The organism is Microbacterium sp. P26 (assembly GCF_023712585.1).
Lineage (GTDB): Bacteria > Actinomycetota > Actinomycetes > Actinomycetales > Microbacteriaceae > Microbacterium > Microbacterium algihabitans_A.
Genome location: NZ_JAMAXZ010000005.1, coordinates 21,859 through 35,166, shown reverse-complemented (window position 1 = coordinate 35,166; position 13,308 = coordinate 21,859). Strand labels below are relative to the sequence as shown.

Below are 13,308 nucleotides of genomic sequence, written 5' to 3'. Positions count from 1 at the left end.
GCTGGGTGCCGTGCCCGCGGGGCACCACGAAGGGGGTTTCCCATGAAGGCAACACTCGACGGCGTCGTGATCGCCGAAGCCGACCGCGACGACCTGGCCTCGATCGAGGGCAACTGGTACTTCCCGCCGCAGGCGGTGCGCGAGGGTGCGCTGCACGAGAGCCCCACGCCGTACACCTGCCCGTGGAAGGGCGCCGCCCAGTACTGGAACATCTCGGTCGACGGTGCGGAACTCCCCGACGGCGCATGGTCGTACCCCGACCTGTACCCGGGCGCCGTGGATCGCGTCGGCAAGGACTTCGCCGGATTCGTCGCGTTCGACCGCAAGGTCGTGGTCTCCGACTGAGGTCGGGCACTCACATGATCGAGTTCTCCGCCGTCTCGAAGGTGTTTCCCGACGGCACGCACGCCGTCGATGATTTCCACCTCGTCATCCCCTCCCGTCAGACCACCGTGTTCGTTGGGTCGTCCGGCTGCGGAAAGACGACGCTGCTGCGCATGATCAACCGCATGGTCGAGCCCTCGTCGGGCACGATCGCGATCGACGGCGCCGACATCGGCGGTAAGCCCGCCGTGCAGCTGCGCCGCAGCATCGGCTATGTCATGCAGAATTCCGGGCTCATGCCGCACTTCACCGTGGCCGACAACATCTCCACGGTCCCCGTGCTGCAGGGCCAGAGCCGCAAGGCCGCGCGTGCCCGGGCGCTCGAGCTCATGGCCACCGTCGGTCTCGACACGGCCATGGCCGACCGCTACCCGAGCCAGCTCTCGGGCGGCCAGCAACAGCGCGTCGGCGTCGCCCGCGGGCTCGCGGCCGACCCCAACATCCTGCTGATGGACGAGCCGTTCGGCGCCGTCGACCCGATCGTGCGCGACGAACTGCAGCAGGAGCTCCTCCGCCTGCAGCGCGACATCGGCAAGACGATCGTCTTCGTCACGCACGACATCGACGAGGCGTTCCTGCTCGGCGATCAGGTCGTGATCCTCGAGAAGGGCGCCAAGATCGCCCAGGTCGGCACGCCCAGCGAGATCATCGAGAATCCTGCGAGCGACTTCGTGGCCAGCTTCATCGGCGCGGTCAAGGGCAAGCGCGCGCTTCACCTCAAGAAGACGCCGACCGGCACGGTCGTGGTCGACTCCGAGGGGCGTACGCAGGGCGCGATCGTGGAGGATGCTCACCCGTGAACTGGGTAGGGAACAATCTCGACCTCATCGCGCAGCTGACTGTCGTGCACCTGCGGCAGAGTCTCATCGCGCTCGTGGTCGGTTTCGTCATCAGCATCCCGCTCGGCTGGGTGGCCTGGCGGTACCGCCTGGTGCGCAGCAGCGTCATCACCATCACCGGGTTGCTCTATACGATCCCCTCGTTGGCGCTTCTCATCCTGGTGCCCGTCGTGACCGGGTGGTACAGCATCGTCAGCGAGACGAACCTCATCGTGGCGTTGGCCATCTACGCTGTCGCGATCCTCGTGAGGGCGGTCGCCGACGGCCTCGACTCGGTCGACGCGGGTGTCCGCCAAGCCTCTACCGCGATCGGCTACGGGTCCTTCCGCCGCTTCGTGGCGGTGGACTTCCCCCTGGCCGGCCCGGTCGTCCTCGCCGGTCTCCGCGTCGCCTCGGCGAGCACCATCGCGCTGGCGACGGTCGGCATCCTCGTCGGCATCCAGAACATCGGCTACCTGTTCACCAACGGGTTGCAGCGACGTATCATCCCCGAGGTGTTCGCCGGTGTGATCGCCGTCGTCGTTCTCGCTCTGGTCATCGACCTGCTCCTCGTCGTGGCAGGGCGACTCCTCATGCCCTGGACGCGGGGAACGAGGACTGTTTCCCGGCAGGGCAACCGGACGTTGGTGAAAGCATGAATCTCATCGGCGACGCGATCGGCTGGATCTTCGGCGGCGACACCGGGCAGTTCGACCCTGTTCCGGTCGCCATCGGCGTCCAGCTGCTGTACACGCTTATCGCCATGGTCATCGCCGGCGCAATCGCCATCCCCCTCGGCTGGTTCATCGGTCACACCGGCAAGGGACGCGAGACCGCTGTCGCGGTCTCCGGGGCCGCGCGGGCGATCCCCTCCTTCGGTCTCCTGATTCTGCTGACCCTGTTGATGGGAGTGCTGCACAAGCCCGAAGCGGCGGTCATCTCGTTCATCGTGCTCGCCATCCCGTCGCTGCTCGCGGGCGCATACACGGGTTTCGAGGCGATCGATCGACGCGTCATCGATGCGGGCCGGTCGATGGGGATGACCGAAACGCAGGTGTTCTGGCGCATCGAGGTGCCGCTCGGGCTGCCGTTGCTCGTCGGAGGCATCCGTGCGGCCACGCTGCAGGTGCTCGCGACGGTGACCATCGCGGCCTATATCGGCCTCGGCGGACTCGGCCAGTACATCATCGCCGCCATCCCGCTGCGTCGCTTCGACATTCTCATCGGCGGCGCCATCCTCGTCGCTGTGCTGGCTCTGCTGATCGACGGACTCTTCGCCCTCCTCCAACACCTCGTCGTGCCTCGCGGTATCCGTGCCGCGGGTGCGTTACAGCCGCAGCGTCGCTCAGCCCGGCAGCGTCGCGCCGAGGCCATCGCCGTGGGGGCTCCGGCCGCACCGCCGACGGCCCCCTGACCCCACCCGACTCCCGAACCACCAGAAAAGAGAGCACCCATGTTCACAGCACGAACCACCAAGGGCCTCGGCCTGATCGCCGGCCTCGCGGTCGCCTCGCTCGCCTTCGCAGGCTGCAGCGGCGGGTCCAGCGACCCGCTGAGCAACGGCGGCGGCGCGGCCAGCGGCTCGTCCGAGACGATCGTCGTCGGCTCGCAGGCCTACTACTCGAACGAGATCATCGCCGAGATCTACGCCCAGGCCCTCGAGGGCGCCGGCAAGACCGTGACGCGCCAGTTCCAGATCGGTCAGCGCGACGCGTACATCCCGCTCCTCGAAGACGGAACCGTCTCGGTCTTCCCGGAGTACACCGGCAACCTCTTGCAGTTCTTCGAGAAGGACACCACCGCGCGCACCGCCGACGATGTGTACGCGGCGTTGCCGGCGGCCCTCCCCGAGGGCCTCGAGGTCCTCGACCAGTCGTCCGCGACCGACCAGGACTCGTACACGGTCACGAAGGCGTTCGCCGACGCGAACGGCCTGACCAGCATCGCCGACCTCGCCAAGGTGACGACGGGGCTCACCCTGGGCGGCAACGCCGAGCTCGCCGAGCGCCCGTACGGCCCCGCCGGACTCGAGTCGACCTACGGCGTCAAGGTGCAGTTCTCGGCGACCGGCGAGACCACCGTTGACGACCTGGTCGCCGGCACCGTGCAGGTCGCGAACGTGTACACGTCGGAGCCCCGAATCCAGACCGACGACCTCGTCACCCTGACCGACCCGAAGGGCCTGTTCCTCGCCTCGAACGTCGTGCCGGTTGTCAACTCGAACGTCGCCTCCGAGGTGTCGGACGTGCTGAACAAGGTCAGCGCGGCGCTCACCCCCGAGGGACTCGTCGAGCTGAACGTGAAGTCGACGGTCGACCAGGAGTCGACCCCCGACATCGCCAAGGAGTGGCTCTCGGCCAACGGCTTCTGAGCCGTTCTCCACGCGGGGTCGTCCGGTTCGCCGGGCGGCCCCGCGTCGTTTCTCCCCGCTGGGTCTCCCTGCGGGTTCTCCCCGCGAGACTGCATCTCGCTGACATGTCGATGTCAGGCTGCAACGCAGTCGTCAGCGGGTTGCCGTCTCGGCGCGAAAGAGGGGCCCGCGTCCGGGCGCTTCGCGCGGAGAGGGCGGGCGGATGCCGGCGCCTCGGGCACCGCGTAGCCTGGGACGGATATGGCACATCTGCTCGGGGGCGAAGCCCTGCACCTGGAATACCCGACCAAGGTCGTCTTCGACTCCGTCTCGCTCGGCGTGAACGAGGGCGATCGCATCGGGATCGTCGGCCGCAACGGTGACGGCAAGTCGAGTCTGCTCGGCATGCTCGCCGGCATCCGCGAGCCCGACGGCGGTCGCGTGACCGTGCGCGGCGGGGTGACGGTCGGCGTGCTCGACCAGCAGGACACCCTCGACGACGACGACACGATCGGCCACGCGGTGGTCGGAGATCGTGCCGAGCACGAGTGGGCGGGCGACTCCCGCACGCGCGACGTGATCGCGGGACTGCTGGGCGACCTGCCGTGGGATGCCCGTCTCGGCGACCTCTCGGGTGGTCAGCGCCGCCGCGTTGCGCTGGCGAAGCTGCTCTCGGGCGACTGGGACGTGCTGTTCCTCGACGAGCCCACCAACCACCTCGACGTCGAGGCCATCACCTGGCTGGCCGCCCACCTCAAGAAGCGGTGGGCGCCCTCGGCGGGCGGCCTGCTCGTCGTCACGCACGACCGGTGGTTCCTCGACGAGATCTGCACCGCGACCTGGGAGGTGCACGACCGGACCGTCGAGCCCTTCGAGGGCGGGTACGCGGCGTACATCCTGCAGCGCGTCGAGCGCGACAGGCAGGCGGCGTCGATCGAACAGCGCCGGCAGAACCTCGCGCGCAAAGAGCTCGCGTGGCTGCGCCGCGGCGCACCGGCGCGCACGTCGAAGCCGAAGTTCCGCATAGACGCGGCGAACGAGCTGATCGCCGACGTGCCCGAGATCCGCGACAAGGTGGCCCTGCAGTCCCTTGCGGTCGCGCGGCTGGGCAAAGACGTCGTCGACCTGCTCGACGCGGGTGTGGCCTTCGGTGACAAGACGGTGCTCACAGACGTCGAGTGGCGTATCGCTCCGGGGGAGCGCACCGGCATCCTGGGGGTGAACGGCGCGGGCAAGTCGACCCTGCTGAACCTCGTGACCGGCTCGCTCGAGCCGACCAGCGGACGCGTCAAGCGTGGCAAGACGGTCAAGGTCGCCACCCTCACCCAGCGCCTCGATGAGCTCGACCAGCACCTGAACGACCCGGTGCGCACGGTCATCGCGGGGCTTCGCACGACCTACGCGTTCGGCGCAGGCTCCAAGTCGCAGGAGCTCACCCCGGGTCAGCTGCTGGAGCGCCTCGGCTTCTCGAGCGCTCAGCTGTCGACGCCGGTCAAGGACCTCTCCGGCGGGCAGAAGCGGCGCCTCCAGCTGCTGCTCGTCATCCTCGATCAGCCCAACGTGCTGATCCTCGACGAGCCCACGAACGACCTCGACACCGACATGCTCGCGGCGATGGAAGACCTGCTCGACTCGTGGTCGGGCACCCTCATCGTCGTCTCGCACGACCGGTACTTCCTCGAGCGCGTCACCGACCAGCAGTACGCGATCCTCGACGCCAAGCTCCGGCACCTCCCCGGAGGAGTCGACGAATACCTGCGTCTTCGGGCGATGCAGGATGCCGAGCCCTCGCGCCCCGCGGCATCCGGCGGCCCTTCTGCTACCCCCGGTCTGCAGGGCGCGGAGCTGCGCGCAGCGCAGAAGGAGGCCTCGGCGACCGAGCGACGCATCGAGAAGCTGCAGCAGCAGATCGACAAGGCGAAGGCCGCGCTGGTCGACCACGATCAGTCCGACTACGAGGGGCTCGGCAAGGAGATGCAGCGCATCTCCGCCCTCGAGGGCGAGCGCGACGAGCTCGAGATGCGGTGGTTCGAGCTCACCGAGACGATCGGCTGACGGCATCCGGAACCGCTCCAGTTCGCGCGTTCGCTGAGCGGAGGGGATTCGGGGAGCGGAGGAGTCGCGTTGCGGCAACCGTCCTCCGGCGCCCGGAAGACCTCCGCTCGCGAGTGATCTGCGGGGCGCGCCGCCCCCGCGTCAGTGGATCGCGTACTCCAGCAGCACGATGAAGACGCCCAGGCACGCGGTGGCGAACGCCCCGAGCAGTCGGCCCGCGAGGCCCGCGCCGCGACGGCGGTAGGCGTTGTAGCCCAGCAGGGCGAGCACGACGAAGGTCGACCACATGCTGAGGTCGGCCGCATCGTCGACGGACACGCCCGTCGCGCCCGCCATGAGCAGCACGAGCACCGAGGGCACCGAGGCGTAGAGCATGCCCGCGCCATGGCGCATGCCCTCGCGGGTCGCGTGCCGCAGACCGTGATCGGCGTGCTCGGTGAGCGTGTGGGCGAATACGTGGGCGATGAAGAACACGACGAGCGAGGTGGCGGCGCTCAGCAGCACATCGCCGACGGTGTCGGCGTGATCGTCGGCGATGGTCACGAACGCCGCGAACACGATGAGGCCGTAGATGGCGGCGGGGGAGCGGAAGCGCACGTCGAACCACGACTTCACCCGCTGCCACCGGGTGGGGGCCGCTGTCGGCGCGCTCACGCGTCGAACCCCAGGCTGAGTTTGCGCAGCAGCGTGGCGAGGCGGTCGCGGTCGTTGCGGGCGAGCCCGTCGAGCAGCAGGGCCTCGGCGTCGACCAAGCGCGTGATCGCAGCATCCACCCGCACGCGTCCGTCTTCGGTGAGCGTGACGAGGATGCTGCGCCCGTCACCGGGATCGGCCTCGCGACGCACGAATTTGCGGGCGACCAGGCGGTCGATGCGGTTGGTCATCGTGCCGCTCGAGACGAGGGTCTGCTGCAGCAACTGCTTGGGGCTCAGCTGGTAGGGCTCGCCCGCGCGGCGCAGGGCCGAGAGCACGTCCCACTCCCACGACTCGATGTCGCTGCGGCGGAAGGCCTCTTTGCGGGCGATGTCGAGGTGGCGCGACAGGCGCGCGACGCGCGAGAGCACCTCGAGGGGCGAGAAGTCGAGGTCGGGGCGCTGACGCATCCAGGCCTCGACGATGCGGTCGACTTCGTCGCTGTCCTGGCTCGTACTCACGCTTTTATTATGACCAGCCCACCGCATCGCGACAGCGCGCCCCTCATCGCCGGGGCCCGCGTCTGGCAGACTTGACCAGTGCCCTCGGGCACGGTCCGCCGTGGTGTAACGGCAGCACGACAGCCTTTGGAGCTGTTAGGTCCAGGTTCGAATCCTGGCGGCGGAGCATGACATCACCGACCGAGCTGGCCGTCGTCGTCCTCGCCGCGGGTCAAGGAACTCGCATGAAGTCGCGCACCCCCAAGGTGCTGCATCCGGTGGGCGGTCGCCCGCTCGTCGGGCACGTGCTCGACACCGCCGCCTCGCTCGACCCGGCGCGCATCGTCGTCGTCGTGCGGCACGAGCGCGAGCTCGTCGCCGAGACGGTCTCGGAGCTCGTCCCCGGGGTTGTCGTCGTCGATCAGGACGAGGTGCCCGGCACCGGGCGCGCGGTCGAGGTCGCCCTCGACGCGCTCGACGGCTTCGAGGGCGACGTGCTCGTGCTCAGCGCCGACGTCCCGCTGCTCGAGACCGGCACCCTCACCGAGCTGCTCGCCACCCACCGCACCGGCGGGACCGCCGTGACGCTGTTGAGCGCGCGCGTCGACGAGCCCTTCGGCTACGGCCGCATCCTGCGCGATCACACCGACGGCGTGAGCCGCATCGTCGAGCAGAAGGACGCCTCGGCCGAAGAGGCGGCGGTCACCGAGATCAACGTCGGCGTGTACGTCTTCCAGGCGTCACCGCTGCGCACGCAGCTCGCGCGCGTGGGCACAGCCAACGCCCAGGGCGAGAAGTACCTCACCGACGTCGTCGCCCTGCTGCGCGAGGCCGAGCTCGGGGTCGCGGCATCCGTCACCCGCGACGCCTCCGCAGCGCTCGGCGTGAACGATCGCGTGCAGCTGTCCGAGGCCGGGCGCACCCTCAACGCGCGCACGGTGCGCCGCTGGCAGCTCGAGGGCGTCACCGTCGTCGACCCCGCCACCACGTGGATCGACGTCACCGCGACGCTCGCCCCCGACGTCACGATCCTTCCGAACACGCACGTGCGCGGCGCCACGGCCATCGCCTCGGGCGCGACCATCGGCCCCGACACGAGCCTGACCGACTGCGAGGTGGGCGAGAACGCCACCGTCACCCGCACCGACGGTACGCTCGCGGTCGTCGAAGCCGGCGCCACCGTCGGCCCGTTCGCCTACCTCCGCGCCAACGCGCGCGTCGGCGTGAACGGCAAGGTCGGCACCTTCGTCGAGGTCAAGAACTCCTCGATCGGCGAGGGCAGCAAGGTGCCCCACCTGTCGTACATCGGCGACACCGAGATCGGCCGCGGAGTCAACCTCGGCGCCGGCGCGATCACCGCGAACTACGACGACGTCGCCAAGCACCGCACCGTCATCGGAGACCAGGTTCACAGCGGATCGCATAACGTCTTCGTCGCGCCGGTTACGATTGGAGCCGGTGCCAAGACAGGTGCCGGTGCGGTCATCCGCAAGGACGTTCCGGCCGGTGCTCTGGCGCTCAGCGTGTCCCCCCAGCGCAACATCGAGGGGTGGGTCGAGAAGAACCGACCGGGCACCGCTGCGGCCGACGTGGCTGCGCGGGCTCGGGCTGAACAGGAAGCGGCCGATGGCTCGTAAGAAGAATCGTGTAGACCTCGACCGCGACAACGGCATCGCCCCCGGGCTCGTCGCCAAGACCAAGAAGCGGCTCGTCGTCGCCTCGGGTCGGTCGCACCCCGAGCTCGCCGCACAGGTCACGCAGCACCTGGGCACCGAGCTCGCCCCCACCGAGCACCGCACCTTCGCCTCGGGCGAGATCTACACCCGCTTCGAGGTGTCGATCCGCGGCTGCGATGTGTTCGTCATCCAGTCGTTCGGCCCCCCGGTCAACGAGTGGCTCATGGAGTTGCTCATCATGCTCGACGCGCTCAAGCGCGCCTCGGCCAAGCGCATCACGGTGGTCGCCCCGTACTTCCCCTACTCGCGTCAGGACAAGAAGGGTCGCGGCCGCGAGCCCATCAGCGCCCGCCTCGTCGCCGACCTGCTGAAGACCGCCGGTGCCGACCGCATCATGAGCGTCGACCTGCACGCCGCGCAGATCCAGGGCTTCTTCGACGGCCCCGTCGACCACCTCTTCGCCAAGCCCGTGTTGCTCGAGCACTTCGAGCAGGGCCTGTCGACCGAAGACCGCGAGACCCTCACCGTCGTCTCGCCCGACATGGGCCGCGTGCGCGTCGCCGACACGTGGTCGGACAGCCTGGGCGCGCCCCTCGCGATCATCCACAAGCGTCGTGACCCCAAGGTCGCCAACCAGGTCTCGGTGCACGAGATCGTCGGTGACGTGAAGGGCCGCACGTGCCTGCTCGTCGATGACATGATCGACACCGGCGGCACGATCCAGAAGGCCGCCCAGGCGCTCAAGGCGTCGGGTGCCCGCAAGGTCATCGTCGCCGCGACCCACGCGATCTTCAGCGACCCGGCCACGGAGCGTCTGCAGGATCCCGCGATCGACGAGGTCGTCGTCACCGACACCATCCCGATCGCGGCCGATCGCCGCTTCGACCGGCTCACCGTGCTGCCGATCGCCCCGCTGCTGGCGCGCGCGATCCACGAGGTCTTCGAAGACGGCTCGGTCACGAGCATGTTCGGCGGCGACGCGTAGGACGTTCCCGATCGACCATTCCCAGCCGCCTGCCCTCCGGGGGAGGCGGCTGGGTTCGTTCGAAGGCCGCGCGTGCGCCGTCGTGCGGACTCCGGGGCCGACACGCCGGTCCCGACGGCTAGCGAGGGGGCGTGTCGACCGTCTCGTCCGCACGACGGCGCACCGAGCGCTCACAGGTGGCACAAATGTGTGAACCCGCTCGCCGTCAAGGTCGTGTCCCTAGCGTGAGCTCGACCGAGCCGCGAGGCACGACCGAAGGAGGACCCTCATGATCCGCACCACAGCCGTACCCCGTCCCGTCCGCGTCGGAACCGCCCTGTTGGGCGTCGCCGGCATCGTCACGCTCGCCGGCTGCTCCGGTGGCACGTCGGATGCCGCGGCCCCCGCCGCGAGCGAAGCCGCCCCCGCGGCGAGCTCCGCGCCCTCCACCAGCGCTGCCGCCGACACCTCGAGCACGTCGGGCACCTACAAGGACGGTACCTACGAGGCCACTGGCCAGTACGCGACCCCCGAGAGCGTCGAGACGGTCGACGTCACCCTCACCATCGCCGGCGACACCGTCACCGCGGTCGAGGTGACCGGAGACCCTCAGGCCGCGGAGTCCAAGCGCTACCAGAGCGAGTTCATCGGCGGCATCCAGAGTGAGGTCGTCGGCAAGAAGCTCGACGAGCTGTCGGTCAGCAAGGTCGCCGGTTCGTCGCTGACCAGCGGCGGCTTCAACAAGGCCGTCGACACGATCAAGACCGAGGCCAAGGCCTGACGACCATGGTCACCCCGACCGCGACGGCCTCGACCTGGGCGTTCGACGCGATCGGCACGCCGTGGGTGATCGACACGGCGGCCGAGCTGCCGACGGTCGCCCGCGACGCGGTATCGGCCGTCATCGAGCGTTTCGACCGCGAGTGGTCGAGGTTCCGGGCCGACTCGGTCGTGTCGGAGCTGGCCGAGGGGCGCACGGCATCCGTTCCCGCTCCGAGCGACGCGGATGCCATGCTCTCGCTGTACCGCGAGCTCGACGAGGCAACCGCCGGGGCCGTGAACCCGCTCGTCGGCGACTCTCTGGCGCGCCTCGGTTACGACGCGCGCCTCACTCTCGCCCCGTGGGGAGGGCCGCAGCCGGCGCCCGCGTGGCGCGATGTGCTGGCCTGGAGCGACACGCTGTCGCTGAGCGCCCCGGCCACGATCGACGTCGGCGCTCTCGGCAAGGGGCGACTCGTCGACCTCGTGCTCGACGTGGTCACCGCCCACGTCGAGGGTGATGTCGTCGTCGACGCCTCGGGCGATCTGGCGGTCCGCGGGACCCCCGTGCGGGTCGGGCTCGAGCACCCGTACGACGCATCGCGCGCGATCGGCATCGCCACCGTGACCGAGGGCGCGCTGGCGGCTTCGGCCATCAACCGTCGCGCGTGGGGCGAGGGCCTGCACCACGTTCTCGACGCCCGCACCGGTGCGCCGGTGAACGCGTTCGCGGCGACCTGGGCCCTCGCCGACACCGCGATGCATGCCGACGCCCTCGCCACCGCGCTGTTCTTCGACGGTGGCCCGCGCCTGGCGGCCTCGTGGAACGCGCAGTGGGTCCGCATGCGCACCGACGGCCGCGTGGAGTGGTCGCCCGGATTCGAAGGAGAAGTGTTCTCATGAGCGTCACGCTCACCGCGGGCTCGACCCGCGTGCTCGGTCTGATCGGCCGCGTGTCGATGTACCGCCTGGTCCTGGCCTCCCTCGGCCTGCTCGCGGTGATGTCGCTCGTGCTGTCGTTCGCCGGCCTCGTCGTCCCCGAGCCGCTCGACCTCGTCGCGAGCGCCGTCGTGCTCGCCCTCGCGTGCGTGGCGACCGACCTCGTCGCGCAGGGCGTGCTCCGGATGCCGCGGCGTGTGGAGTCCTCGCTCATCACGGCCGCGATCCTGCTGTTCGTCCTGCGGCCCACGCTCGAGCCGGTGGGGCTCGCCGGGCTCGCGCTGGCCGGGGTCGTGGCATCCGCCTCGAAGTACCTCCTCGTGTGGCGCGGCCGGCACATCTTCAACCCGGCTGCCACCGGTGCGTCGGTGCTCACGATCGTCAGCATCTGGGCGCCCGACCTGGGCTCCTCGGCGTGGTGGGTGGGGTCGCCGTGGCTCGCGGCCCCCGTGCTCGTGCTCGGGGTGCTCCTGCTGCTGCGCACCGACAAGCTGCCGATCGTCGTGGTGTTCTGGGTCGTGGCGATGGCGGTGGCGTTCACGCGCACGAGCGTGCAGTTCCAGGCGGCGGGTTTCCCGGTCGACGTGCCGAGTGTGCTGCTGCAGGTGGCCTTCTCGTCGCCGTTCCTGTTCCTCGGGGCGTTCATGCTGTCGGAGCCGCTGACCCTGCCGCCGCGGCGGGCGCAGCAGTACGTCGTGGCGGTGCTGGTGGGCGTGCTCGCCGGCTGGCCGATCCCCGTCGGCGAGGTCACTCTCGGCCAGGAGCGCGCCCTTCTGGTCGGCAACCTCGTGGCCTTCCTCTTCTGCCTGCGCGCCGCCGTGCGCCTGCAGGTCGAGGGGCGCCGCGACCTCACCCCGACGGTGCGCGAGCTGACCTTCCGCGCCGCGCGCCCGTTCTCGTTCTCGCCCGGGCAGTACCTCGAACTCGACGTGCCTCATCGCAAGCCCGACGGCCGCGGAACGCGTCGCGAGTTCTCGATCGCCTCGGCCCCCGAAGACCCGCCCGAGGTGCGGATCGCCTTCAAAGACGGCTCGCAGTCGTCGTACAAGCGCGCCCTCGCGGCGGTCGAGCCGGGCTCGACCCTCGCGGTGACGGGCGTGTGGGGCGACTTCGTGCTGCCGTCGCGGTCCACGGCACCCGTCCTGCTGGTGGCGGCGGGGATCGGCGTGACGCCGTTCGTCTCGCAGCTGCGTCACCTCATGGCCACGGGTCAGCAGCGTGACGTCGTGCTGGTGTACGTGGTGTCGGATGCCGAGGAGCTCGCGTTCCGCGACGACATCGCCGCCAGCGGCATCCGCGTCGTCGTCTTCTCACGCGACGAACCGCGTGACCTGCCGGCGGGCTGGGAATGGGCGGGGCCGGACCGCGTCGACGCCTCGTCACTCGTGCGCGCGGTGCCCGATCTCGCGCAGCGGGCGGCCTACGTGTCGGGCCCGCCGCGGCTGATCACGGCGCTCGCTCCGGCCCTGTCGAAGGCGAAGTCGCTGACCACCGACGCGTTCGCGGGGTACTGAGCCGGAGGTGGCGGCGCGGGGCCTGAAAGGGGAGAGTGGGGGCATGGAGTCCGGATTCTTCCCCGCCGACCCGCCCGCCACCGAGCCGCCCGTCGAGCCGCGGCGCGAACGCAACCCGTCGTTCGAGCCGTCCGCCGACGAGCTTCCCGTGCTGTTCGCCGTGTCGGAGGTGGTCGCTCGGGGCGAGAACGTCGTCATCGCGCTCACGGGTGTTCGGGTCTACTCCGACGGCATCGAGCTGCTGATCGATCGTCACCTGCGGCGCGGCTCGACCGACGAACGCGACTGGCGTCAGGTGCACGGGATGTTCGCGGAGCACTGGGGGAGGGGCGCGCTCGAACCCGACCGCCTGCGCTGGGGTCTCGTGCTCGGCGACGGCACGCGGCTGTTCGCCGAGGACCGCTTCGGTGCACCTTTCGACGCCGACCCCGACCGGCACACGATGCGCGTCAACGGAGGGAGTGGGGGCGGTGACGACGACCGTTACACGATGCGCAATCAGCTCTGGGTTCACCCGCTTCCCCCCGAGGGGCCGCTCGAACTCGTCGTGCAGTGGCCGGCGTTCGGCATCGGCGAGTCGCGAGTCGTCCTCGACGGCGGGCGGATCGCCGCTCTCGCGCCGTCGGTGAAGCCGCTGTGGGGCTGAGGCGCGCGCTCGGCGCCTGAGCCCCCGGCATCCGGACCCCTTTCCTCCTCAGGCCGTTGCCGCACCCGCA

At 70.1% G+C, this 13,308-nt stretch carries 14 protein-coding genes and 1 tRNA gene; 13 read left to right on the top strand and 2 right to left on the bottom strand.

The features are described from left to right. Positions 1-42: 42 nt before the first annotated feature. From M3667_RS10875 to M3667_RS10850, 6 genes are all read left to right on the top strand, one after another. Positions 43-345, top strand: a complete 303-nt coding sequence (locus M3667_RS10875; protein WP_144834245.1) for a DUF427 domain-containing protein — start codon at positions 43-45, stop codon at positions 343-345. Positions 346-359: 14 nt separating this feature from the next. Next, complete coding sequence (locus M3667_RS10870; RefSeq protein ID WP_251507968.1) at positions 360-1,184, top strand: ABC transporter ATP-binding protein; 825 nt, start codon at positions 360-362, stop codon at positions 1,182-1,184. Continuing rightward, the gene (locus M3667_RS10865; RefSeq protein WP_251507967.1) at positions 1,181-1,861 is read left to right on the top strand and encodes an ABC transporter permease subunit; all 681 of its coding nucleotides are present in this window, start codon (positions 1,181-1,183) and stop codon (positions 1,859-1,861) included. The genes M3667_RS10870 and M3667_RS10865 overlap by 4 nt, the downstream gene beginning before the upstream one ends. Then, entirely contained in the window at positions 1,858-2,616 is a 759-nt protein-coding gene (locus M3667_RS10860; protein ID WP_251507966.1) for an ABC transporter permease, read from the top strand. The genes M3667_RS10865 and M3667_RS10860 overlap by 4 nt, the downstream gene beginning before the upstream one ends. A 39-nt stretch (positions 2,617-2,655) precedes the next feature. Next, positions 2,656-3,573: an ABC transporter substrate-binding protein gene (locus tag M3667_RS10855; protein ID WP_251507965.1), complete on the top strand. Its 918-nt coding sequence runs from the start codon at positions 2,656-2,658 to the stop codon at positions 3,571-3,573. A 240-nt stretch (positions 3,574-3,813) separates the two neighbouring features. Beyond that, positions 3,814-5,607 carry an ABC-F family ATP-binding cassette domain-containing protein gene (locus tag M3667_RS10850; protein WP_251507964.1) on the top strand — a complete coding sequence of 598 codons (1,794 nt, stop codon included), beginning with the start codon at positions 3,814-3,816 and terminating at the stop codon, positions 5,605-5,607. Between the two features lie 141 nt (positions 5,608-5,748). On the opposite strand, the gene M3667_RS10845 is transcribed toward M3667_RS10850, so the two are convergent. Both M3667_RS10845 and M3667_RS10840 read right to left on the bottom strand, forming a co-directional pair. Continuing rightward, positions 5,749-6,261 carry a hypothetical protein gene (locus tag M3667_RS10845; protein WP_251507963.1) on the bottom strand — a complete coding sequence of 171 codons (513 nt, stop codon included), beginning with the start codon at positions 6,259-6,261 and terminating at the stop codon, positions 5,749-5,751. After that, positions 6,258-6,788: a MarR family winged helix-turn-helix transcriptional regulator gene (locus tag M3667_RS10840; RefSeq protein WP_251507962.1), complete on the bottom strand. Its 531-nt coding sequence runs from the start codon at positions 6,786-6,788 to the stop codon at positions 6,258-6,260. The genes M3667_RS10845 and M3667_RS10840 overlap by 4 nt, the downstream gene beginning before the upstream one ends. A 67-nt stretch (positions 6,789-6,855) precedes the next feature. Between M3667_RS10840 and M3667_RS10835 the strand changes: the two genes are divergently transcribed. The 7 genes from M3667_RS10835 (at position 6,856) to M3667_RS10805 (ending at position 13,238) form a co-directional block, all read left to right on the top strand. Continuing rightward, positions 6,856-6,927, top strand: a tRNA-Gln gene (locus M3667_RS10835). A 1-nt stretch (position 6,928) separates the two neighbouring features. Beyond that, positions 6,929-8,377, top strand: a complete 1,449-nt coding sequence (glmU, locus tag M3667_RS10830) for a bifunctional UDP-N-acetylglucosamine diphosphorylase/glucosamine-1-phosphate N-acetyltransferase GlmU (RefSeq protein WP_251507961.1) — start codon at positions 6,929-6,931, stop codon at positions 8,375-8,377. After that, entirely contained in the window at positions 8,367-9,401 is a 1,035-nt protein-coding gene (locus tag M3667_RS10825) for a ribose-phosphate diphosphokinase (RefSeq protein WP_251507960.1), read from the top strand. The genes glmU and M3667_RS10825 overlap by 11 nt, the downstream gene beginning before the upstream one ends. A gap of 268 nt (positions 9,402-9,669) precedes the next feature. Next, positions 9,670-10,161, top strand: a complete 492-nt coding sequence (locus M3667_RS10820; protein ID WP_251507959.1) for a hypothetical protein — start codon at positions 9,670-9,672, stop codon at positions 10,159-10,161. Positions 10,162-10,166: 5 nt separating this feature from the next. Next, a complete protein-coding gene (locus M3667_RS10815) occupies positions 10,167-11,042 on the top strand; it encodes an FAD:protein FMN transferase (protein ID WP_251507958.1) in 876 nt (291 codons plus the stop codon). After that, positions 11,039-12,592, top strand: a complete 1,554-nt coding sequence (locus M3667_RS10810) for an FAD-dependent oxidoreductase (RefSeq protein ID WP_251507956.1) — start codon at positions 11,039-11,041, stop codon at positions 12,590-12,592. The genes M3667_RS10815 and M3667_RS10810 overlap by 4 nt, the downstream gene beginning before the upstream one ends. Before the next feature lie 43 nt (positions 12,593-12,635). Beyond that, on the top strand, positions 12,636-13,238 hold the full coding sequence (locus tag M3667_RS10805) for a hypothetical protein (RefSeq protein ID WP_251507955.1): 603 nt from the start codon (positions 12,636-12,638) through the stop codon (positions 13,236-13,238). The last annotated feature ends 70 nt before the right edge of the window (positions 13,239-13,308 follow it).